Origin of the sequence: Sporosarcina sp. P20a (assembly GCF_002743175.1) — a bacterium.
Taxonomy (GTDB): Bacteria; Bacillota; Bacilli; order Bacillales_A; family Planococcaceae; genus Sporosarcina.
In genome coordinates this window covers 24,722-46,794 of the sequence record NZ_PDYT01000014.1, presented here as the reverse complement: position 1 = coordinate 46,794, position 22,073 = coordinate 24,722, and the positions used below count along the sequence as shown (strand labels likewise).

Below are 22,073 nucleotides of genomic sequence, written 5' to 3'. Positions count from 1 at the left end.
TTCTTTAGTCATTTGAAACGTATCAGGCACCATATTATTATTTTACTATCGTAAGACAGAAGTATTTAGTTTTGACGTTGGATTCTGTATAGTGTAATAACATATGATGCAAGCTTTACATGTTGACAGAGTCTATACAATCTTTTATGATTCTAAACAACAAATACTTATAAGAATAGTGGGGTTTTATAGATGAAGAAAGTACTTCTACCATTTATGATCGTTTTATTGGCTGCTGTATTGGTAGCATGTGGTGGTAAAGAAGAAAGTAAGCCCAACGACTCCGCTGAAAAACCGGCAGAGCAAGACGGTCTGCTAGAAGAAGTTCTTGCAAACGGAGTGCTCAACGTAGGAACGGAAGGAACATACGCACCTTTCTCTTTTCATGATGAATCAGGAAAGCTCACAGGGTATGATGTGGAAGTTACACAAGAAGTTGCTAAACGTTTAGGCGTGGAAGCAAAGTTTTTTGAAACACAGTGGGATGCTGTTTTCGCAGGATTAGATGCGAAACGATTTGACATGATTGCTAACCAGGTAGGTGTAAATGAAGAACGCAAAGCGAAGTATGAATTCTCTCAAGCCTATACGCATTCGAACTCTGTCTTAGTCATTCGTGAAGACGCAGATATCGCGTTTGATGGAATGGAAGGAAAGAAAGCTGCGCAAACATTGACAAGTAACTATGGAGAACTTGCAAAAGCTAATGGTGCGGAAATTATAAAAATCGACGGATTCAACCAAGGCGTCGACTTAGTCGTTTCAAAACGAGTAGATGGTACGTACAATGATAAACTTTCTGCACTCGATTACTTGAAGCAAAAACCTGATGCGCCTATCAAAGTAGTTGAGGAAGAAGAAATCTCTGAAGACAATAAATCAGAGAGCGCCTTTTTATTCAGACAAGACAATGAAGACTTAATAGAAGAAGTAAACAAAGCGTTGGATGCGATGCGTGAAGATGGTACATTGAAGACGATCTCCGAAAAATGGTTCGGCGAAGATGTATCTTAATACGATTGCACTAAGTCCCGAACGGATACAGAGATTCCAGGAAATCGCATCAACGTCCATCGGGCCATTGATTGAAGGGGCTATTAAGTATACGATCCCCTTGGCAATCATCGCATTTAGTATTGGATTGATCATTGCAATCTTTACTGCATTAGCGAGAATTTCATCTAATAAATTATTGCGAGCCATCGCGCGGGTGTATGTATCGATCATCCGAGGAACGCCTTTGCTTGTACAACTATTTATCATATTCTACGGGTTACCGACAATTGGTATCACCATTGATCCTTTCCCGTCTGCAATCATAGGATTTTCATTAAATGTCGGTGCCTATGCCTCGGAAATCATTCGAGCGGCTATATTGTCCATTCCTAAAGGACAGTGGGAAGCAGCATATTCCATTGGTATGAACTACTCGCAAGCATTGCGGAAGATTGTTTTGCCACAAGCTGCCAGAGTTTCCGTACCACCTCTTTCAAATTCCTTTATTGGACTGGTGAAAGATACTTCGCTTGCAGCTACAATTTTAGTAGCTGAGACATTTAGACGGGCGCAAGAAATTGCCTCTATGAACTATGAGTTCTTATTCGTCTATACTATGGCGGCTCTTGTTTATTGGGTGATTTGTTTCATCTTGTCGATCATCCAAGGTAGAATTGAAATACGCCTTGATCGTGTTGTCGGTAAGTCAGGGGGATTATCATGATTTCTATACAAGGATTGAAAAAGTCTTTCGGATCGCAAGAAGTACTGAAAAATGTAGATTTAGAAATCGAGCAAGGAAAAGTGGTCGTGATTATCGGCCCATCAGGTTCTGGTAAATCCACGTTGTTACGTTGTTTGAATGTGCTCGAAACACCGAATGGTGGCGTACTGTCTATAGATGGCCAGAAGCTAGACTTTAATTCATCGGTTTCGAAAAAAGCTATCGGTGCTTTTCGACGATTGACAGGAATGGTATTTCAGAGCTATAACCTATTTCCGCACCTGACAACAACAGGTAATGTGACGGAAGGACTCACTACAGTCAAAGGATTATCACGTAAGGAAGCCGTGAAGAAGGCAGAACTGCTACTAGATAAAGTAGGACTGGCTGATCATAAGGACAAGCATCCTTTCCAACTTTCAGGGGGTCAGCAGCAGCGTGTTGCGATTGCGCGGGCACTTGCGATGGATCCGAAAGTCATGTTGTTCGATGAGCCGACTTCCGCTCTAGACCCTGAACTTGTCGGAGAAGTACTTCGAGTCATGAAGGATCTAGCACATGAAGGTATGACGATGGCTGTCGTAACGCATGAAATGAGGTTCGCTAAGGAAGTGGCCGATGAAGTGATTTTCATTGATGGTGGTGTCATTGTAGAACGTGGTGCACCAGCGGAGATCTTCAACCATCCAAAGCATGAGCGAACGAAGAAGTTTTTAAGTTTATTACAAGTATAGATTGAGAAAACGCTTGGCACATTAGATGCCAAGCGTTTTTCTGTGTTGAGCTTAGTGGAAATCAGCTTATGCGCTCATTAATTCGTTTAAGTGATCATAGTTCTGCCTTAACCGCTCAATGCAGCTCAGCAACCGCTCTATGAATCCCTGTGAGCGCTCATTCGGCTTGCACGAGCGCTCAAGGAGACGTCTTCACCGCTCAATCCCAATAACCTACTTCCTATTCAGTCCGGATGCCAACGATATGCATCGAGTGAGACGCGGCCGTTTGCATTGAATTGAACCCCTTCGGCGATCAATCGCTCACGTTGCGTCTCGCCTTTACCTTCTGCATTTTCGGGAGTCGAAATTCCACCTTGTGCATTGATGATGCGATGCCAAGGTAATTCATATTTAGCACTCATCGAATGTAAAATGCGTGAGATTTGTCTTGCGCCACGAGGGTTTCCGGCTTCTGCAGCTACTTGTCCGTATGTCATTACCCGACCTGGAGGAATTGCTTGAATAATGGCTATGGCCTGTTCAGTAAATTTTTCCATAGTGGTGAAAACCTCCTTTTAAATAAAGTCTAGCATAGAATATCGAGACGGGTTATGCCATTATTCAGAAGACATTGAATGCCAATATGGTATTATTTATGTATAGATAGAAAGGAGAATGTATATGAGCTCCAATACACTAGAGTATGCAAAAGTACTAGATCAGCAAGATTTACTTGCACCTTACAGAGAGGAATTTTACTTACCGCAAGAGAAAATCTATATGGATGGCAATTCACTTGGATTATTATCAAAGCGCTCAGAAAAGAAGTTATTCGAACTGCTAGACACTTGGAAAACACTTGCAATTGATGGCTGGACGGAGGGAACGCATCCTTGGTATTACATGGCAGAACAAATAGGGGGAAGAATGGCGCCGTTAGTTGGCGGGAAGAAGTCTGAAGTGATTGCGACAGGTTCTACTACGACGAATTTACATCAAATGATTTCCACATTTTATCGACCTTCGGGGAAAAGAACGAAAATATTAGCAGATGAATTGAATTTCCCGTCAGACATTTATGCGTTACAAAGTCAGATTCGTGTACAGGGGCTTGATCCGGATGAGCATCTGATTCGTGTGAAAAGCGAAGATGGGCTTACGTTGGATGAAAATCGAATCATTGAGGAAATGACAGAAGACGTTGCGCTGATTGTACTGCCATCCGTTTTATATCGCAGTGGTCAGGTGCTAGATATGCAAATGCTTACGCGGGAGGCGAGGGAAAGAAAGATCCCGATTGGATTCGATTTATCCCATTCGGTTGGTTCCGTAACGCATGCACTTCATGAATGGGACGTTGATTTTGCTTTTTGGTGTACATATAAACACTTGAATGGCGGACCTGGATCTGTTGGCGGTTTATTCGTCAATGAACGACATTTTGGTAAAGAAGCAGGGCTTGCAGGATGGTTCGGCTCTGATAAGAACAAGCAATTTGATATGAATCATACGATGACACCTGCAACAGATGCAGGTGCATACCAAATCGGAACACCGCATATATTGAGCCTGGCTCCGCTACTCGGTTCACTTGAAATGTTCGAGGAAATCGGAATGGAGGAAATTCGTCAGAAGTCATTGGAACTCACAAGCTTTATGTTGAGTTGCATAGAGAATGAACTAGGTGAGTATTCGTTTGGTGTCGGGAATCCACTAGACGATTCGCGTGGGGGTCACTTATTACTGCAGCACAAGGAAGCTGCAAGAATATGTCAAGCATTGAAAGCACAAGGTGTCGTTCCAGACTTTCGTGCGCCTGACGGTATTCGGTTAGCGCCTGTTGCATTGTATAATTCATTCGAAGACGTCTGGCAAACGGTACAAATCCTCAAAAATATTATGCAAGAAGATATATACAAACAATTTCCGAATGAACGCGGGGTGGTGGCATGACGAATCAGTGGATCGATATTACACAACCATTGAATCAACGTATTGCGGAATGGCCAGGAGACACACCGTTTAGCTATGAAGTAGCCATTTCGAAAGAGCAGTCTGGTTCGGTCAACATTGGTAAATTAACGATGAGTACGCATATCGGCACGCATACGGATGCTCCTTTTCATTATGATGATAATGGATTAAAAATCTTGGAGTTGCCGGTGGATTTGTATATAGGCAAAGCTTGTTTGGTAGACGTGACAGGAGTTAGTTGTGTGACGCGGGCAGATTTGGAGCCACTTGATTTCGATGGTGCAGAACGACTTTTATTGAAAACGGGAAGCCACCCAACACCAACGAAATTTCCTGAGAACTTCACTGTCATCGGTGAGGATGTCGGACCGTTATTGAAAGAACGCGGTGTACGTCTAATCGGCGTAGATACGCCATCTGTCGATTCGGAGACTAGTAAAGATCTACTTGGTCATCATTCGTTATATCGCAATGATGTGATCATCATCGAGAATCTAGTATTGCATTCATTGGAAGCAGGAAGTTATGAGTTAATTGCATTGCCTTTAGCATTGGAAGATGCGGATGGAAGTCCTGTCCGTGCAGTCGTCAGGAGGTTGCAGTCATGAAGGAAAAGGGGATTCACATCGATTTTCGTGAATCGATGACGTACGGAGAGTATTTACATTTAGATCAGGTGCTATCGAGTCAAGAGCGTCTGTCCGGACATCATGACGAAATGCTGTTCATCATTATCCATCAAGTAAATGAATTGTGGATGAAGCTGATTTTACATGAGTTAGAGACAGCGATCGAATCGATTCAACAAGATGAGTTGCCGGAAGCTTTCAAAATGCTTGCTCGCGTCTCAAAAGTTCAGACTCAGATTATTCAAGCGTGGGATGTCTTGGCTACGTTGACGCCTGCTGAGTACATGGAGTTTCGCGACAGTTTAGGGAAGGCTTCAGGATTCCAATCCTATCAAAACCGTTTGATTGAGTTTGCCTTAGGTTATAAGCAACCCCAAATTATTAAAATCTATGAAAAGGACTCCGAGTTATCAGCGAGATTAGCGAAAGCGTATGAGGCACCGGGAATTTATGATGTAGCCATTCAAGCTTTGGCACGTGCAGGTTTTGCTATCAATACGGACTTACTAGCACGTGATTTTTCAATTACTTATGAAGGAGATCCGAGTGTAGCAGCTGCATGGCTTGAAGTGTACCGTGATGTAGATCGATATTGGGATTTATATCAATTAGCGGAAAAGCTAGTCGATATCGAAGACAGTCATCAGCAATGGCGCTTTAGGCATATGAAAACAGTCGAGCGCATTATCGGCTTTAAGCAAGGCACAGGCGGCTCTTCGGGTGTTCACTATCTAAAATCTGTACTTGATCATCGCTTCTTTCCAGAACTATGGGACGTCCGCACTGAAATTTGACAAACTGGCAAGCTAGCAACTATGATTGAATTTACAATAATCTGAAAATGGGAAGGTGGTATGTATAATGACCAAAAAGTCGATTAGCTATGTTTTGATGGCATTTGTCTTAGTTTTGCAAATTGCTGTTATGCCGTTACAAGCATCTGCTGCGGATACTGAAAAAGCACCTACGTGGATTATTCCTATTAATTACTTAGCGCTAGGGGATTCATTAGCAGCAGGTGTTACACCAAATAACGAATTGGGAAAAGGCTATACAGACTTTTTAGCGGAGGAACTGGCTAAAAGTGAAGTGTTACAGGCAAGCAATAAAGGGTTTTCGTACCCGGGCTATAAGACAGACGATGTCTTGAAGGATTTCGAGATGGACGTCACGAAGCCGATTGTAGGGATCGGACATTCCGACAAAACAGCTTCTCTTCACCAATCGGTGAAAGAAGCACATCTCATTACGTTAACTATTGGTGCAAATGACGTGTTACCGAAGTTTGCGTTTGATGACAAAGGTACACCGCAATTCAACTCGGAAGAATTACAGGCAGCTATTATGAAAGTCGGGATGAACACGCAAAAAATCTTGGCCAAAATCTATCAACTGAATCCGGGTGCACAAGTATATATAATGGGCTATTACAATCCATTCCCTTACTTGAGTCCACAGAATCAACCATTAGTGAATCAGCTTGTCGTAACGTTAAACGATGCGATTAAAAAAGGTATGACAGACACTACAGCGCAGTTTGTAGACACATCGAAGAAAATTGCTGAAGATCCTTATACGTACCTACCTAATCCTGAAAATATTCATTTAAGTCAAGCGGGCTATAAAGTAGTCATGGAGGCTTTCCACAAATCATTGATGGAGAACTATTCATGGTTTGCTAATGATGCACTTACTGTCACGGCTAAAGATGAGACGACAGTAGAACTAAATTGGAAACCAGTCATTGATACGGGTATGATCTCGACGTATCAAATCTTTAATGAGGATAAAATGGTAGGCGAAGTGATGTCACCTGTATTATCTTATGAAATTACAGATCTCGAGCCAAATAAAGAGTATCACTTCTCTGTTCAAGCTGTTAATCAGAACGGCAAAAAGAGTATGCAGAACTTAACTACTAAATACACAATAGATAAAGAACCAACAGTGATGTTTACAGATATTACAGATCACTGGGCTAAAGATGTAATCGAAATGGCGGCAATGAAAGGTATTGTTAGTGGCTATGCAGATCATACTTTCCGACCGGAAAAATCACTAACACGTGCACAAGCTACATCAATTATTGTTCGTGCGTTGGATTTAAAGCCTAAGAGCACAAAATGGGCATTTACTGATTTAGCAGACTATGCGGACAGCACCAAGACGGATATACAAGCGGCTTATGATCATGGTTTAGTAAGTGGAGTAAATAGTCACTTCATGCCAAACAAGCCCATTACTCGTGCACAGTTAGCATTAGTGCTTAGCCGAGCGTATGAAGTAGCAACTGGAAAGCCGTTTACACCAACAGTAGCTGCACCATTTACGGATATTAAGAAGTTCTCAAAAGACACGCAGTGGGCAATAGCAGGCCTTTACCAATTGAATATCGCAACAGGGGATAACGGGAAATTCATGCCAAACCATTCCACGACCCGAGCGCATGCAGCAAAGATGATCGTGCATTCAATGGAAGCTATTGCGCAATAATAAAGTAAACACTAAAAGGCACACCTCACATTGAGGTTTGCCTTTTAGTGTTGTTCAGTTTCAGGAATAGCCACTAGTCGAACTTCGATCAAGGGTGCGATTTATGCAAATTTCTTACGTGGTGTTTTCTTATCCACCACAGCGGCACCGACGATATCCCCCATGACATTGGAAGCGGTACCCGCCATACCAATCAATGCATCAACTCCAGCAATCAGGGCGACGATCTCGAGCGGTAATCCGAACATAGTAAGTACTGCAGATAGCGTAACCAATCCGGCAGCAGGAACGCCAGCCGTTCCAATAGAAAGCAAAGTTCCAATTGCGATGATGACGATAAAATCTACAGCAGATAAGTTCAAGTTCGTAATATTCGCTGCGAAAACGAGAGAAATACCCATGCGCAATGCACCACCGTCGGAATTAAAGACTGCGCCTAATGGTAAAGCGAAGTTCGCTGTATTCTCGGAGACACCCGCTTTTTTAGCAGATTCAATCGCAATTGGCAACGTCGCAATACTGCTAGAAGTGAAGAATGCCGTTGTGTAGGCATCTTTCGTATTACGATAAAAAGGCAATACCGGATTTCCGAAAAGCTTTAAGAACCCGCTGTAGACAAACAACCAAAGAATCAAAACGCCAAGATAGAAAACGCCGACGAATGATAACAATCCAAGTAATGTTTCCCATCCTTGCTCACCAAATGCGGTGGCACTGATCGCGAAAACACCAATTGGAGCATATAACAATACACCTTCAAGAATTTTATAGAACATCGTATTTAGTGCGTTAAAGACACGATCAAGAAAATCGCCCATTTCAACGAGTTTCGTATCTTTGGAAAACTTCATAGAAGACATGGCCATACCAATGATGACTGCTACGAATAAAATGGCCATCAGATCTCCAGATGTAAAAGCTTCGAAGATATTCTTTGGCACAATTTGCAATAGGATTTCTGAGAATCCAGGTGTATGTGGAGGCTCTACTACTGCGTCAGTTGGTAAAGTTAAATTTTTACCTGGCTTGATCCACATCGCCAAAGAAAGTCCGATTAATACAGCGGCGGCTGTAGTTGCCGTATAATAGAGAATTAATTTACCACCCATTTTCCCGAGTTGGGCTAAATTCATTTGATTAACAGCTAATACAACCGTCAGGAAGATGACAGGTATGGCAATCAAGCTGAGTAAATTTAATAACAATGTTCCGAATGGTTTCAGGAAAGTCGTGTATTCGTGAAAAAATATTCCGAGCAATGTGCCCGCAATAAATCCAATTGTGATTTTGACGACAAAAGGTACGTTCTTATACTTATTCCAAATGGGTATCACTCTCCTGTACGTTACTTATTCCCTCAGTTAGTGAATTACGGTGCGAGAATATTATTTTATCATATCATATCCGTATAAATTGGTTGCGTTAAGTATCTTGATATTGCTTTACTTTCGATTAGAAAAGATTTAAAATAAAATTAATAGTTAGCCAGACTAACTAAAAGTATAAGAGGTGTAAATTTATGAAGCAATCACAACAGTTTTTTGCAGAATACGTTCAACTCTATCGTCCATTGTTGAATCGATTAAATAATTTACTGGCTCCGTATCAATTATTTCACTCACAATGGGGAATACTGAAGCTATTACGGATAGACGGTGAAATGACATCAGCAGAAATTGCTATACGTAGGCAAGTGGAAAAGCCAAGTGTCACTAAAATTGTCCAGCGTCTATTGGAAATGGGTTTAGTAAGCATTCGTCCGGGAACAGATCGTAGGGAAAAATGGATTGGTCTGACAGAACAAGGACAAGTTACAGTAGCAAGTATTATGGCTGACTTGGAAGTGTTTTATGAGGATTTACTTGAAGGAGCAACAGAAGAAGATCTAGAAGCAGGAATTCGTATATTACAATTAGCAAATAAAAATCTATATAAATGAAAGAGTGGTTAAATGGATAATAGAAAAATTTGGACAAAGGACTTTATTGTTACATCAATTATTAACTTCTTTTTAATGTTAGTTATGTATTTACTTATAGTTACGATAGCGCCATATTCGGTAAAAGAGTATGGTATATCAACAAGTGTTGCAGGTCTTGTATCGGGTATTTTCATCATTGGAACATTAATTGCCCGCCTTGCCATAGGTGGGTTAATAGAAAAGATCGGAAGCCGAAATATTCTTTTTATAGGATTGTCAGTCACTGTATTGGCATCTATTTTTTATTTTGGTGCAGTAAACTTACCATTATTGATGGCGAACCGATTTTTTCATGGAATTGGGCTTGGTATTTCTTCTACCGCAACAGGTACGATGGTAGCGCAAATGCTTCCACCTTCACGTAGAGGTGAAGGAATTGGGTATTTCAGTTTAAGTACAGTTATTGCTACAGCAGTGGGGCCTTTTTTAGGCATATTCTTAAGTCAGCACTATCATTTCAACATACTCTTTATGTTTTGTCTGACAATCAGTATAGGTTGTGCGGCTATGTTCTTTTTTGTTAAGAAAACACCTGCTGTCATGCCTAAAAAGAATGAGACGATAGCAAAGACATTCGGAGTTCGCGAATTATTGGAAGTGCAAGCATTACCGATCGCGTTCGTGACGTTGTTAGCTGCTATTGCTTATTCTGGTGTGCTTTCATTCATTTCGTTCTATGCCGAGGAAATCAACTTAGTCAGTGCAGCTAGTTTCTTCTTTTTAGTATACGCCATCGCTGTACTGCTATCGAGACCCTATACCGGTAAGCTATTGGATGTAAAGGGTAACAAGTTTGTTGTCTATCCTTCGTTATTATTATTTGCAGGTGGGTTGTTATTATTAAGCGGGGCAAATGCAGGTTGGATGTTACTTCTTGCGGGTGGCATTCTTGGGCTCGGGTTTGGTAACTTCCAATCATGTGCACAAGCTATTGCTTTGCAAGGTGTAAAACCTGAGCGTTTAGGTGTGGCTACGTCAACGTTCTTCATCTTCTTAGACTTTGGTTTTGGCTTTGGCCCGTATGTACTCGGATTACTTGTACCGATTATCGGCTATCAGCAACTGTATTTGGTTCTCATGGTGATCGTACTGATTGCACTTGGTTTTTTCATGTTATTCAGTCGGATGCGCCAACGTCCCATCGTAGAACAGAGTTGATAAACTATACAAAAAGACACGACCATTCGGTATGTAGTGTCTTTTCATATGTGTGTTAAACAATTCCGGCCGTGACGTTTGGAAGTATATTGGGCTTCGTCAGCCCTGCCGTAAATATGTCTCGATTGGTCGCCTTCTTGGAAACTCGTTATGCCCATACTAACGGTTATAGCAATGCTATTCCATTCGGACTTCTCTATATGGCATCGAAGTTCTTCTGCTCTTACACAGTTCTTTTGGTGATCAGGATCATCAAATAGTACCGCAAACTCTTCTCCGCCAATCCGAGCTACTAAGTCGGGGGAATAAACTTTGTGCTCTAACTTGCGAGCTAATTCCCTCAGTACATCATCTCCTACTTGATGCCCATATGTATCATTGACGGTTTTGAAATGGTCGATATCAAACAGTAATAATGAGAAAGAACGTGTCTTAAAGAGTGTTGCACGATCAATCGCAGCATCTAGACTTCTTCGGAATAAACGACGATTATAGAGTCCTGTTAATTCGTCACGTGTAGCTAGTTCTTGAAGTTCCTCATTCAATTCCAGAAGTTGCTGTTGCTTGTATTCCACTTCCTCAAGCAATCCAAGTAATTTATTGTACGCTTCATCTGTCTGTTGTTGAATTTGCTCTGCTTCTTTTTTTGATTTCAATAACTGATTCTCATATTCATCCCGTACTTTAATTTGGACAACGATCCCTTCATACAATCCATTACGTTTACTGACATTCATTAGTACAGGGAGGGGGCGTTTATCTACTTTAAAGTTTAAATACATTTCCCGTATTTCTTGGTGCACGGAAATGGACGGCACAAAGTAGGTTTGGAAATAGACTTTAGATGGGACTGTTAGCACGTCATGCATATGTCGCGGCATTTTGTCTAGGCGTAATACGTCTCGCATCGTCTTATTCATTTCAACAAACTCCCAGTCACTTGTTAAGACGAAATATCCGCAAGGCAATAAGTCCAACCGCTCGTCCATAATTTATACGCTCCTGTCCTCTTCTATAAAACGTCTAATCTCTTCAATTGTTTCTTTAGGATGACTGATATGTGGATTATGTCCTTTTGCCTTCATGATGACCAGTTCACTATCCGAAATGTGTTTTTGAATATAATGACCCACTTCGAGCGGTACAATAGAGTCTTCAGTTGGCTGTAAAATAAGCGTTCTTGTTAGAACCTTAGATAATTCCTCACGAACGTCTGACATGAATGTTGCTTCTGCAAAGCGACGCGCGATGCGAGGGTCATTCGTACATAGCATAGACTCGAACTCTTCAGATAGATGTGGGCGATCTTCATTTTTCATCGCAATAGGTGCTAAGTATTTAGTGAACTCTTTATAGTTCATCTCCATCATATCGAGTAATTCATCAATATCTTCACGTTCAAATCCACCATAGTAATCGACTTCATTCAAGTAATGAGGTGATGGGCCGATCATGATAAGCTTTTGCATCAAGTCAGGTCTTTGGATGGAAGCGAGCACACCAATCATTCCGCTTACTGAGTGACCCACGTAGATAATATCTTTTAGTTCTAGTGCATCGCATACCTCGATCACATCTTGTGCGTAGCCAGGTAATGCTGCATAGCGCTCTGCTGAGTAGGCTGTCTTATCACTTTGGCCAGAGCCTACATAATCAAATGTCACAATCCGATACTGTTCTTGGAATGCGGGAACGACATGATTCCATACCGTTTGATCACAGCCAAAACCGTGTGCAAAGACTATGGTTTGTTCACCAGAACCTGTTATATGTACAGCGTTTCTTCTTTTAATATCTATTGTCATAAACTCCATTCCCTTCTTCTGAACCTCAAGTAAATTATTACCATTGTAGCATAGAAAAAAGATCCGTTTATAATACTTTAGCGATAAAATAAAAAACACCTGTGATTATTCTCACAGGTGTAACGTCTTAGTTTGTAAAGTTATCGAAGTATCCTTGAATAAAGACAATAGGTGTACCTTTGTCACCACTACCTGAAGTCAGGTCGGATAAAGAACCTATTAAATCCGTTAGCTTACGAGGAGTTGTACCCTGTGAAGCCATAGATCCCATTAAATTAGTGTCTTTATTCTCGATGAAATCAGATACTGCTTTCTTTAATTCTTCTCCGCGTAATTCAGAGAAATCATTATCAGCTAAGTATTTTAGTTTCACTTCATTTGGAATACCGTCAAGTCCATCTGTATAGGCAGGGGATACGACTGGATCAGCCAGTTCCCAAATCTTACCTACAGGGTCTTTGAACGCGCCATCTCCGTAAATCATCACTTCGATATGTTTGCCTGTTTCTTTTTTTAACATGTCCTGAATGTTATCTACTATAGGCTGACAGCTATGAGGAAACAGTTTGATGCTGTCCTCTTGAGCTTTGTTTGCGCCAAGTAAGCCGAACTCTCCGTTGTAGCCACTGCCATCAATAGAAGTTGCTAAGATGTCATCCAAACCATAAATCTTTTCGGCACCATTTGCTTCCAAAATACGCTTCGTTCTGAAACGTGTATGGATGTCGCAAGTCAATACAGTTTTCGTATAATCTAAAATCGTTCTCGCATTATTGGAGAAAATGACTTCATGTTCTACACCGAACTCGTCCATCAATGATTTATAGTATTCGATATAATCAACGCCTGTGAATGGGTGTTTGTTATCGCCGAAGTGCTCGCGGAACTCAGCTTCAGTCAATACGTCAGTCCAAGGGTTCACTCCCTTTTCATCTAGACGATCTAGTTCAACTAAGTGGTTACCGACTTCATCAGAAGGATAGCTAAGCATTAAAACGATTTTCTTCGCACCTTTTGCGATACCGCGTAAGCAGTTTCCAAAACGGTTACGACTAAGAATAGGGAAAATGACACCAATAGTATCATCACCGAATTTCGCTTCGATATCTTTTGCAATATCATCGATTGTTGCATAATTTCCTTGTGCACGTGCTACGATCGATTCCGTAATGGATACGATATCTTTATCTTGAAACGTAATATTTTCTTTTTCAGAAGCTTCTAATACACTATCCACTACGATTTGCTCAATATTGTCACCTTCATTGATAATCGGGCAACGTAATCCTCTAACAACCGTTCCTACAACTCTTCCCAAAACAATCGCTCCTTAGTGAAACTCAATTTGATCACTCTTCTTTGTATTATAACGTCCATTTATGGTATAAGTAAAATTAATATACTTAATAGGTGGTATAAGGAGAGGTTATATGTCAATCAACTTAGAGTGGTATAAAGTCTTCCGTACCGTTGTTCATAAAGAAAGCTTTTCGAAAGCCGCTCGAAGTTTATTTATGACACAACCAGCTGTCAGTCAAATCATATCGCAGCTAGAAGGAGCATTGGATACACGTCTGTTCAATCGTACATCCAAAGGGGTGACATTAACCGATGAAGGCTCCTTGTTATACGAGTATGTCAATTCGGCATTAAATTTAATCGATGCGGGCAATGAAAAGTTGCAGGAGTTGAAGAATCTATCTTCAGGTGAATTAAAAATAGGGGTAGGGGACACGATTTCCCGTTATTATCTGCTACCTTATTTGGAAGCTTTCCATACAAGTTTTCCGGGTATTCGATTCAAAATAATTAATGGCACAACTTTAGAGCTAATTGCTGCGCTAAAATCAGGCGAAGTGGATATTGCCATTTGCAACTTTCCGATTGATGATGATTCTCTAGAGAAGCGTGCTTGTTTTGACGTGCAAGACACGTTTGTATACGGAGAACGGTTCCGAAAGCTTTTCTTGAAACCTGTGCCTCTGCAGGAGCTTTCAAGATTACCGTTAATTCTGTTGGAGTCTAAATCCAATTCGCGCCAGTATGTAGAAAGCTTTCTGTTAAAGGAAGGTGTAAAGATTTATCCTGAATTTGAATTGGGATCGCATGAGCTGTTGCTGGAATTTGCACAAATTAATTTGGGCATTGCATGTGTGGTAAAAGAGTTTTCGGAAGAGTATTTGGAACGTGGCATACTACAGGAAGTAGAGTTTTTGGAGCCCATTCCTAAGCGTAGCATCGGCGTTTGCTACCTAAAGGGAGTGTCATTATCACCAGCCGCTTCGAAGTTTATTGGGGTATTGGGGAAGAATTAGATAAGCTGGCAATGGATAGGGTAGGGGATTGGTGCTTCGGAGGGGACGCTTTCCGGAGGGCGGGCGGTGAACCACACCCCTACGCTGCGCTCCGGTGGGTGTTTCACCTGTCCCGCTGATCCTCTCGGAGTCGCCCCTCCTACGCGCCAATCCCTTGCAGTGTAAGTAGGTAACACTTTTTGTTGTGCATTAAAGTAAGTTTTGTATAGGTTTTGAACTTCAGTACTTGAATCTAAATAAGTTAAGACAAAACAATAATTCACACACTACCGACAGTGAGGGATATAAGTACCTCCACTATAAAAGTACGATGGAAGCGGAAGTTGGCGGCGAAGTGCAAAGATGTGCTCCTAACGCTTCGCTTTTACTCGCAAAAGCCGTCCTTCGTTACGGCTCTTCCTGATGGATCAGCTCGAAAGGAGAGACAACCAAAAGGGAGCAAAGCGACCTGGTTGGCTCAGCGAGAGCCCATGGGAAAGCGTCCGCCAACTGGAGCTTCCATCCCTTAGTACTCACAAGTTTACTCACTATTCACATGAACTTGCTTTTAACTTCGAATCTTAACTCCATACATAAAAAAAGGCTGTCGCAAGAAGGGGATCTTCTTGTGACAGCCTGTGCTTGATTATGCGTAAATATTACGATCCCAGAAACGGTGGTGTGCAACAGCCTCTACCCATTGCTCGCCTTCGCCTGAAACCGTCAAGTCCATCAAAATACCAGGACCTGGTTTTGCCTTCGACTTGTCCATCAACTCTTTTGCCGCTGGAGCAGAGCCGATTGGCTTGAAATGCATATACGCTTCATTGATGAAATCAGCGACACCTGCATCGAACTTCTGTTGTTGCTTCGCTTTTCCGCCCACAACATACAACGCATCATATAGGACGGAATGAACCGTCAGTAGCGTTTCGTCGACATCGACTGTCGCTCCGTTTTGTCCGGTCAGCTTGCCGAACTTCTCGCTCACAATATCAACCGTCATACCTGCGTCCAATGAAGCCTTCAAAAACGGCTCAAGCGCTTCATCGTCAAATTGGTCTGCGATTAATACGGCTACTGTACGCGTATTAGGCACTTTCGCCGTGTTTTCCTGACTAAGGGCAGGGGATGACTTGGATTCGGTGGACTGCGTAACATCTGTTGGTGCATCGACACCGACTGCGTCTGCAACTTGAGTCGCCATATCCATATCAACATTAGCAAACATATCTACCGCTTGTTTTCTCACATTCATATCATTCACTTTTCCAATTTCAAAGCTGAACGCTGCGATTATATGCTCTTTTTCCGCGTCAGACATACTGTTCCAGAATAGACGGGCCTGTGAGAAATGATCCTTAAACGAATCACTTCGGGCTTGTACTTTGCGGCCTTCTACCTTCTCTTGGTAATGTACGTAACCGCCATCTTCCTCGGAACTCGTGTCCGGTTTATTATTGGATAATGAATTGTTATGATAGTGAGTCTGTCCGACGTTGATCGTTTGTCTGCCATATCCGTCACGTTGGTTATTGTGGAACGGACAGACCGGTCGGTTGATAGGTAACTCATGGAAGTTAGGTCCGCCTAGACGGATCAACTGAGTATCTGTATAAGAGAACAGTCTTCCTTGTAGCAATGGATCGTTCGAGAAATCAATTCCAGGTACTACGCTGCCAGGGTGGTATGCTACTTGCTCCATTTCAGCAAATACATTGTCTACGTTGCGGTTTAAAGTCATTTTCCCAATGATCTTTACCGGAATATCTTCTTCAGGCCATAGCTTGGTAGGATCTAGAATGTCAAAATCAAATTTGAATTCATCTTTTTCTTCTAGTAATTGAACACCAAGTTCAAATTCCACGAAGTTTCCATTTTCAATCGATTCCCATAAATCACGACGATGGAAATCAGGATCTTTTCCGTTAATCTTCTGTGCTTCATCCCAAACTAAAGAGTGGGCACCGAGTTTTGGTTTCCAATGGAATTTCACAAAGTGGGCTTCACCTTGATCGTTTACAAAGCGATACGTGTGAACACCAAAGCCTTCCATCATTCGGAAACTCCGCGGAATGGCACGGTCGGACATTTGCCACATGACCATATGTGCGGATTCCTGATTGTTCGCAACGAAATCCCAAAATGTATCATGTGCTGAAGCGGCTTGCGGCATTTCGTTATGGGGCTCGGGCTTCACAGCATGTACTAAGTCAGGAAATTTAATAGCATCTTGAATAAAGAATACCGGTATATTATTTCCGACTAGATCGTAGTTTCCTTCTTGCGTATAGAACTTCACAGCAAAACCTCGCGCGTCACGTACGGTTTCAGCGGAACCTTTACTCCCTGCTACACTAGAGAATCTAGTGAATACAGGCGTTTTGATACCTGGCTCCTGTAAGAATGCTGCTTTCGTATACTTCTTCATGGACTCGTACACTTCGAATTCACCATGCGCTGCAAATCCTCGTGCGTGAACTACCCGCTCTGGAATCCGTTCGTGGTCAAAGTGCGTCATTTTCTCTCGGAAATGGAAATCCTCCATCAACGTCGGACCACGCGTCCCTGCTTTTAGGGAGTGTTCATCTTCTGAAATCTTTAAACCTTGATTCGTTGTCATAGCGTGTTCCCCATCGTATGCGCGAAACGTCTCCAATTGTTTGTTTTTACTTTCTTTATTTACTTGGTGATCGTTCTTCACATAAAATCCTCCCATCGTAAAATAGTAGTCTGCCTTTCCTATTCCCCAATTATGAGAGGATAAACTGAAGACTATATTCTACCGGAACGAATGATGGAAAATAATAAGTAAGTAAACATTAAGGCTGCGATGACCGCGCCGACTTCAATGAGAGGTAACTTTAAGAAGAGAGCAGTTTGTCCAGCAATGGCAGAACCGATAATGAGACCAACCATGAGAATGCTAAATGCCAACAACACAATACTTAGGGATAAGCGATTGGCAATCTTATCAAGCCGGCGGAATATAATATTCGTTTGCTTCAAGCCGACGTCTAATTCTACTTTACCTTTTTGTATAGTTTTGATAGCTTTTTTCATATCGTTTGGTAACTCGGATAAAATTTCTGCATTCTTTAAAAAGGTATGCCAGCCGTTTTCCAATAAGTAGCGTAGGTCGAATTGTTTGAACACCATCTTTTTACCATACGGTTCGATGGCTTTCATAATACTGAAAGAAGGATCCAGCTTTCCTAGTACACCTTCAAGTGTAAGAATCACTTTTACAAGAATGGCGATTTCATTCGGCAGACGTATGCGGTGTCGATAAGCAATTGAGAAAATCTCCATGAATACATCACCTAATCTTAAGTCTGTAAGTGATGTTTCATAATATTTCCGCTGAATAATCTGCAAGTCACGATACAATGCATCTGTGTTAGTTTTTTCATGTAAGATATTCATAGCTTCAAATACATCGATTAATCGGGCGATATTTCCTTTTTGTAAGGCGACGAGTAAGGAAATGAAATGATAAGTCATTTCCTTACTTAGTTGACCGACCATACCGAAATCTAAATAATGAATAACGTTTCCAGGTGCAATGAAGATATTACCGGGATGGGGATCACCGTGGAAAAAGCCGTTTTCCATTACTTGAGAAAGCATCGAATCCGCAATTCTTTCTGCAATTACCTTACGATCATATCCTTCGCGGTCTAGTTGTCCGACATTGCTCACTTTAATACCTGTGACCAGTCCCGCTGTTAGGACAACACGCGTAGTGTATTCATCGTAGACTACTGGGACTTGAATAGTAGGATCTTTCACAAATTGCTGCGAGATCCGTTCAGCGTTACGGCCTTCCAGTTGGTAATCTAGTTCTTCCCGTAGTGAATGAGAGAACTCATAGATTAAATCTTTTATATGATATGCTTTCGCCCAGTCCATATTCTTCTCGAGAAACCCTGCCAAGTCGTGCAAGATGGCTAGGTCAGTATTTATTTGTTGTTGGATATTAGGTCGCTGGATTTTCACAGCTACTTGTTCACCGCTAGGCAAACGAGCGGTATGCACTTGACCTATAGAAGCTGAAGCGAGTGGTTTTTCATTGAATTCCAAAAAGAGCTCTTCAATCGTTCCACCTAATTGATGCTCGATGATTTCCCTCACGACTTCAAATGGAAAAGATTCTACATGGTCTTGTAGCTTCTCAAGCTCTGAAGCAATTTCCTCAGGCACTAAATCTCGACGACCGCTGGCGATTTGTCCAAGCTTAACGAAAGTTGGTCCAAGTTGTTCTAATGCAGTTCGTAATTTTTTACCGACATGATACAAATTCAAATCAACTTGTTCGTCCGCAGAAGCAAATTTACGATCTGTCAGTCCAAGACGAAATAAGATATGACTAAATCCATTTCTTAAAAAGACATTGATGATTTCTTGTGAACGTTGTGCATTTTTCATTCTTCGTTTTAACAAAAAGAACACCTCCGTATCTACCCTCTCTACAAAAGATACCATTGAACTTGTATAATTAAACACTAAAAAGGTCCCCGTCCTCTCTGTTGAATAGAGAATAGGAGACCCTTCTATATTAGAAGATTTTTTTCCTGTCACGTTCATCCTTCAAGACCTCGACCGCTTCACGGAAACGCAGTGAATGGACGTTTTCTCTTTCTCTTAGAAACTTTAGAGAATCATTAATCCATGCATCGTCTGAAATGTCGATAATCCATTGATACGTAGCGCGCGCTTTTTCTTCCGCTGCTATATCTTCATACAAATCAGCTATCGGATCTCCCTTTGCTTGGATGTACGTCGTCGTAAAGGGTACACCACCCGCATTTTCATAAAACAGCGCATGACCGTGATTGACGTAATGTGCACCAAGCCCCGCTTCTTCAAGTTGTTCAGGAGTAGCGTCTTTCGTTAATTTGTATATCATGGTAGCTAGCATTTCTAAATGGGAAAACTCTTCGGTTGCAATATCATTCAGTACGCCGATCACTTTGTCAGGAACGGTGTAGCGCTGATTCATATAGCGTAATGCAGCAGCGAGTTCGCCGTCTGCACCGCCATATTGCTCGGCAATATACCTCGCAAGTTTTGGGTTACACTCTTTGACTTCTACCGGATACAATAACTTTTTCTCATAGACCCACATCCATATTCCCTCCAGTAACCTAGTGTGTATTTAAAACTACATTTGCCATGGCCAAGGCGCTTGATTCCAACGCCAACCTGTATCAATTGCTTGTTCCGACGGTATGGAATTCAATGAAAGCGGTCCGAAACGCTTTTCATACAATTTTCGTAGCCTAGCCGCTTCTTTAATAGCAAGTCGCCATTGCGTAAGAGCTTCTTGATCATTAGGGTGCGTGTTGGTATAGAGAGTCAGTTCAACTACTACAAAATCGGCTTGCTGCACATTCTTCAACATGTCTCTTCGCTCAGTTGCATCCATCAGGAGATTCCCTCCCTTTTTGAATAGCCATCGACTAGTGCCGGCCACAGCGACCCGTGTTGTAAAGCTTCAGCAGGTGAAAATTGTGGAAGTGAAGCGGGCTGGAAATTCATAAACAGCTGAGGCGGCAAGGAAAACGTTTTGACTTTGACAGGTGGACACGGATCCCATGGAGAAATATACGGTTCATAACTGCCTGTGAACGTATAATCCATTCGTTATCAACTCCTCTACGCAAGATATGTAACTTTCTCATGTCGTATGACTAGACATATTGACTTTGTGCAACAAATAAAAGAACATTAGTAGTCTAAAGGTTATGTAATATAATAGTAATATCTAATTAATATATTTATTAATAGCGAGTATTCTAGTACAATGGAAGGGGTAATTAATATCTAACTGAATGAATTGAGGGGATATGTAGCTTCGGTAATACCCTAGGATGAATACATACAATGAAGGAGACGTTCAAATGAAACGCGGAGATGGAATAAATGAATGATTACTCCATATTTATCGGAAGACAGCCGATCCTAAGCAGATCAGGAGAGATTTATGCATATGAACTACTGTACCGAAATAGTGAAAAAAACTTCTTTCCTGATATAAATCCTGAACAGGCTACAATCGGTCTATTAATCAATACTTTTCTCTCCGTTGGAATAGATCAGGTAACAAGCGGTGTGCGTTCCTTCATAAACTTTTCAGGTGAACTGCTTGCGCAGGATATATTTATGAGTCTGAATCCTGATCAAGTAGTGATTGAGATTCTGGAAGATGTGGAAATAACACCCGCTCTGTTGCGTCGGCTGCGGATGTTTAAGGAAGCAGGATTCACTCTGGCGCTAGATGATTTTATTCTACAAGATCAATATGTAACAAATTCTCAGTTATTTGAACTCGTGGACATTATTAAAGTGGATTTCATACAAACGAGCATAGCGGAGAAACATCGCATCACCACATTTTTGAAAAGATATCCATCGATTATTTTATTGGCGGAAAAGGTGGAGACAGAGGCAGATTATCAGCTTGCATTAAAGAGTGGCTATGATTTGTTCCAAGGCTATTTTTTTGCGAAACCTGACATTATTAAGAGTGCTGAAATTCCATCCAACACATTAATACATCTGCAAATTATTGATTATTTCCAACAGGATTCTCAGTCTATCAATCAGCTATCCGATCTAATTATGCGGGATGTATCGATTTCCTATAAACTATTACGTTTTATCAACTCATTAGCATTTGATATACCGCGTCAAATCAGCTCCATCAAGCAAGCGATTATGATGATCGGACTAAATGAAACGAAGAAGTGGCTACAAGTCTTGATGTTGCATGATTTAGGTTCAGATCTACAAGATGGTCGTGTGGAAGCACTTGTTGAATTATCACTTCGTCGTGCGCGAGCATGTGAACTGCTAGCGAAGTATAAAAGAAAGCCAAATAAAGACGAGTACTTTCTGACCGGTATGTTTTCACTGATCGATGCAGTGATGCGGCGTAAATGGGAAGATATATTGCCATTACTTTCTTTATCCGACGTCATTATGGATACGTTAAATGGAAAACAAACTGAAATGAGTCCATATATGGAACTGATAGAATCGGTAGAGCGTTTTGAATGGCAAACAGTCGAGCGACTTTCACGTGAACTAGCAATTCCTAAAAAAGAGTTAAGCGATATCTTTCTACAAGCCTTGCGCTGGTCGCGTGGAATAGAGCATGAAATGAATTGATTACATATGGAAAAAGACATTTTCTCTTGAAGATGTCTTTTTTGATGTGTAAGATAGACAGTTATAATCTATTTGGTAATTTCTTATTCTGTAATTTATATAGGCAGAAGAACGTTATATCTCTTGAGTT

General features: G+C 41.4%; 21 protein-coding genes. 11 read left to right on the top strand and 10 right to left on the bottom strand.

Annotation, left to right across the window (positions count from 1 at the left end; translation table 11 throughout):
- The first annotated feature begins 192 nt into the window (after positions 1–192).
- Genes CSV72_RS11590 through CSV72_RS11580 form a run of 3 tightly spaced genes read left to right on the top strand, consistent with a single transcriptional unit; the run spans position 193 to position 2,454 of the window.
- Positions 193–1,014, top strand: a complete 822-nt coding sequence (locus tag CSV72_RS11590; protein ID WP_099678477.1) for an amino acid ABC transporter substrate-binding protein — start codon at positions 193–195, stop codon at positions 1,012–1,014.
- Positions 1,004–1,720 carry an amino acid ABC transporter permease gene (locus tag CSV72_RS11585; protein ID WP_099678476.1) on the top strand — a complete coding sequence of 239 codons (717 nt, stop codon included), beginning with the start codon at positions 1,004–1,006 and terminating at the stop codon, positions 1,718–1,720. The genes CSV72_RS11590 and CSV72_RS11585 overlap by 11 nt, the downstream gene beginning before the upstream one ends.
- Positions 1,717–2,454: an amino acid ABC transporter ATP-binding protein gene (locus tag CSV72_RS11580; protein ID WP_099678475.1), complete on the top strand. Its 738-nt coding sequence runs from the start codon at positions 1,717–1,719 to the stop codon at positions 2,452–2,454. The genes CSV72_RS11585 and CSV72_RS11580 overlap by 4 nt, the downstream gene beginning before the upstream one ends.
- Before the next feature lie 224 nt (positions 2,455–2,678).
- Here the strand turns inward: CSV72_RS11580 and CSV72_RS11575 are convergent, their stop codons facing one another.
- Positions 2,679–2,993: an MGMT family protein gene (locus CSV72_RS11575; protein ID WP_099678474.1), complete on the bottom strand. Its 315-nt coding sequence runs from the start codon at positions 2,991–2,993 to the stop codon at positions 2,679–2,681.
- A 124-nt stretch (positions 2,994–3,117) separates the two neighbouring features.
- Here CSV72_RS11575 and kynU point away from each other — a divergent pair, with 124 nt between their 5' ends.
- The 4 genes from kynU to CSV72_RS11555 all read left to right on the top strand — a co-directional run bounded on the left by kynU (position 3,118) and on the right by CSV72_RS11555 (position 7,532).
- A complete protein-coding gene (kynU, locus tag CSV72_RS11570) occupies positions 3,118–4,389 on the top strand; it encodes a kynureninase (protein WP_099678473.1) in 1,272 nt (423 codons plus the stop codon).
- Complete coding sequence (gene kynB, locus CSV72_RS11565; RefSeq protein WP_099678472.1) at positions 4,386–5,018, top strand: arylformamidase; 633 nt, start codon at positions 4,386–4,388, stop codon at positions 5,016–5,018. Before kynU ends, kynB begins: the two co-directional genes overlap by 4 nt.
- Positions 5,015–5,833, top strand: a complete 819-nt coding sequence (kynA, locus tag CSV72_RS11560) for a tryptophan 2,3-dioxygenase (RefSeq protein WP_099678471.1) — start codon at positions 5,015–5,017, stop codon at positions 5,831–5,833. The genes kynB and kynA overlap by 4 nt, the downstream gene beginning before the upstream one ends.
- Before the next feature lie 67 nt (positions 5,834–5,900).
- Positions 5,901–7,532 (top strand): S-layer homology domain-containing protein, encoded by a 1,632-nt coding sequence (locus CSV72_RS11555; protein ID WP_099678470.1) that lies wholly within the window; start codon positions 5,901–5,903, stop codon positions 7,530–7,532.
- Between the two features lie 101 nt (positions 7,533–7,633).
- Here CSV72_RS11555 and CSV72_RS11550 read toward each other — a convergent pair whose 3' ends face one another.
- Positions 7,634–8,866 (bottom strand): dicarboxylate/amino acid:cation symporter, encoded by a 1,233-nt coding sequence (locus CSV72_RS11550; protein WP_233191254.1) that lies wholly within the window; start codon positions 8,864–8,866, stop codon positions 7,634–7,636.
- Between the two features lie 185 nt (positions 8,867–9,051).
- On the opposite strand from CSV72_RS11550, the gene CSV72_RS11545 reads away from it, so the two are divergent.
- Positions 9,052–9,471 (top strand): MarR family winged helix-turn-helix transcriptional regulator, encoded by a 420-nt coding sequence (locus CSV72_RS11545; RefSeq protein WP_099678469.1) that lies wholly within the window; start codon positions 9,052–9,054, stop codon positions 9,469–9,471.
- 12 nt (positions 9,472–9,483) lie between these two features.
- Positions 9,484–10,671, top strand: a complete 1,188-nt coding sequence (locus tag CSV72_RS11540) for an MFS transporter (protein WP_099678468.1) — start codon at positions 9,484–9,486, stop codon at positions 10,669–10,671.
- A 44-nt stretch (positions 10,672–10,715) separates the two neighbouring features.
- Here the strand turns inward: CSV72_RS11540 and CSV72_RS11535 are convergent, their stop codons facing one another.
- The 3 genes from CSV72_RS11535 to CSV72_RS11525 all read right to left on the bottom strand — a co-directional run bounded on the left by CSV72_RS11535 (position 10,716) and on the right by CSV72_RS11525 (position 13,794).
- Entirely contained in the window at positions 10,716–11,660 is a 945-nt protein-coding gene (locus CSV72_RS11535) for a GGDEF domain-containing protein (protein ID WP_099678467.1), read from the bottom strand.
- Positions 11,661–11,663: 3 nt separating this feature from the next.
- On the bottom strand, positions 11,664–12,476 hold the full coding sequence (locus tag CSV72_RS11530; RefSeq protein ID WP_099678466.1) for an alpha/beta fold hydrolase: 813 nt from the start codon (positions 12,474–12,476) through the stop codon (positions 11,664–11,666).
- A gap of 127 nt (positions 12,477–12,603) precedes the next feature.
- Positions 12,604–13,794, bottom strand: a complete 1,191-nt coding sequence (locus CSV72_RS11525) for a coenzyme F420-0:L-glutamate ligase (RefSeq protein WP_099678465.1) — start codon at positions 13,792–13,794, stop codon at positions 12,604–12,606.
- A 112-nt stretch (positions 13,795–13,906) separates the two neighbouring features.
- Here CSV72_RS11525 and CSV72_RS11520 point away from each other — a divergent pair, with 112 nt between their 5' ends.
- The gene (locus tag CSV72_RS11520) at positions 13,907–14,791 is read left to right on the top strand and encodes a LysR family transcriptional regulator (protein WP_099678464.1); all 885 of its coding nucleotides are present in this window, start codon (positions 13,907–13,909) and stop codon (positions 14,789–14,791) included.
- Positions 14,792–15,416: 625 nt separating this feature from the next.
- Here CSV72_RS11520 and CSV72_RS11510 read toward each other — a convergent pair.
- The 5 genes from CSV72_RS11510 to CSV72_RS11490 all read right to left on the bottom strand — a co-directional run bounded on the left by CSV72_RS11510 (position 15,417) and on the right by CSV72_RS11490 (position 20,413).
- Positions 15,417–17,489: a catalase gene (locus tag CSV72_RS11510; protein ID WP_369802912.1), complete on the bottom strand. Its 2,073-nt coding sequence runs from the start codon at positions 17,487–17,489 to the stop codon at positions 15,417–15,419.
- A 56-nt stretch (positions 17,490–17,545) separates the two neighbouring features.
- Positions 17,546–19,222, bottom strand: a complete 1,677-nt coding sequence (locus tag CSV72_RS11505; RefSeq protein WP_233191257.1) for an ABC1 kinase family protein — start codon at positions 19,220–19,222, stop codon at positions 17,546–17,548.
- Positions 19,223–19,328: 106 nt separating this feature from the next.
- Positions 19,329–19,898, bottom strand: a complete 570-nt coding sequence (locus CSV72_RS11500) for a manganese catalase family protein (RefSeq protein WP_099624866.1) — start codon at positions 19,896–19,898, stop codon at positions 19,329–19,331.
- A gap of 36 nt (positions 19,899–19,934) precedes the next feature.
- Positions 19,935–20,198: a spore coat protein CotJB gene (locus tag CSV72_RS11495; RefSeq protein ID WP_099678460.1), complete on the bottom strand. Its 264-nt coding sequence runs from the start codon at positions 20,196–20,198 to the stop codon at positions 19,935–19,937.
- Entirely contained in the window at positions 20,198–20,413 is a 216-nt protein-coding gene (locus CSV72_RS11490) for a spore coat associated protein CotJA (protein WP_085427534.1), read from the bottom strand. The genes CSV72_RS11495 and CSV72_RS11490 overlap by 1 nt, the downstream gene beginning before the upstream one ends.
- Before the next feature lie 282 nt (positions 20,414–20,695).
- Between CSV72_RS11490 and CSV72_RS11485 the strand changes: the two genes are divergently transcribed.
- Positions 20,696–21,943, top strand: a complete 1,248-nt coding sequence (locus CSV72_RS11485; protein WP_099678459.1) for an EAL and HDOD domain-containing protein — start codon at positions 20,696–20,698, stop codon at positions 21,941–21,943.
- Positions 21,944–22,073: the final 130 nt, after the last annotated feature.

Bases quoted from the DNA above. Each gene is read 5' to 3' on its own strand.
- kynB (WP_099678472.1), top strand. From the start codon at position 4,386: ATGACGAATCAGTGGATCGATATTACACAACCATTGAATCAACGTATT.
- kynU (WP_099678473.1), top strand. From the start codon at position 3,118: ATGAGCTCCAATACACTAGAGTATGCAAAAGTACTAGATCAGCAAGAT.
- kynA (WP_099678471.1), top strand. From the start codon at position 5,015: ATGAAGGAAAAGGGGATTCACATCGATTTTCGTGAATCGATGACGTAC.
- CSV72_RS11555 (WP_099678470.1), top strand. From the start codon at position 5,901: ATGACCAAAAAGTCGATTAGCTATGTTTTGATGGCATTTGTCTTAGTT.
- CSV72_RS11575 (WP_099678474.1), bottom strand. From the start codon at position 2,993: ATGGAAAAATTTACTGAACAGGCCATAGCCATTATTCAAGCAATTCCT.
- CSV72_RS11530 (WP_099678466.1), bottom strand. From the start codon at position 12,476: ATGACAATAGATATTAAAAGAAGAAACGCTGTACATATAACAGGTTCT.
- CSV72_RS11485 (WP_099678459.1), top strand. From the start codon at position 20,696: ATGAATGATTACTCCATATTTATCGGAAGACAGCCGATCCTAAGCAGA.
- CSV72_RS11490 (WP_085427534.1), bottom strand. From the start codon at position 20,413: ATGGATTATACGTTCACAGGCAGTTATGAACCGTATATTTCTCCATGG.
- CSV72_RS11585 (WP_099678476.1), top strand. From the start codon at position 1,004: ATGTATCTTAATACGATTGCACTAAGTCCCGAACGGATACAGAGATTC.
- CSV72_RS11580 (WP_099678475.1), top strand. From the start codon at position 1,717: ATGATTTCTATACAAGGATTGAAAAAGTCTTTCGGATCGCAAGAAGTA.
- CSV72_RS11500 (WP_099624866.1), bottom strand. From the start codon at position 19,898: ATGTGGGTCTATGAGAAAAAGTTATTGTATCCGGTAGAAGTCAAAGAG.
- CSV72_RS11540 (WP_099678468.1), top strand. From the start codon at position 9,484: ATGGATAATAGAAAAATTTGGACAAAGGACTTTATTGTTACATCAATT.
- CSV72_RS11535 (WP_099678467.1), bottom strand. From the start codon at position 11,660: ATGGACGAGCGGTTGGACTTATTGCCTTGCGGATATTTCGTCTTAACA.
- CSV72_RS11590 (WP_099678477.1), top strand. From the start codon at position 193: ATGAAGAAAGTACTTCTACCATTTATGATCGTTTTATTGGCTGCTGTA.
- CSV72_RS11545 (WP_099678469.1), top strand. From the start codon at position 9,052: ATGAAGCAATCACAACAGTTTTTTGCAGAATACGTTCAACTCTATCGT.
- CSV72_RS11510 (WP_369802912.1), bottom strand. From the start codon at position 17,489: ATGGGAGGATTTTATGTGAAGAACGATCACCAAGTAAATAAAGAAAGT.
- CSV72_RS11520 (WP_099678464.1), top strand. From the start codon at position 13,907: ATGTCAATCAACTTAGAGTGGTATAAAGTCTTCCGTACCGTTGTTCAT.
- CSV72_RS11495 (WP_099678460.1), bottom strand. From the start codon at position 20,198: ATGGATGCAACTGAGCGAAGAGACATGTTGAAGAATGTGCAGCAAGCC.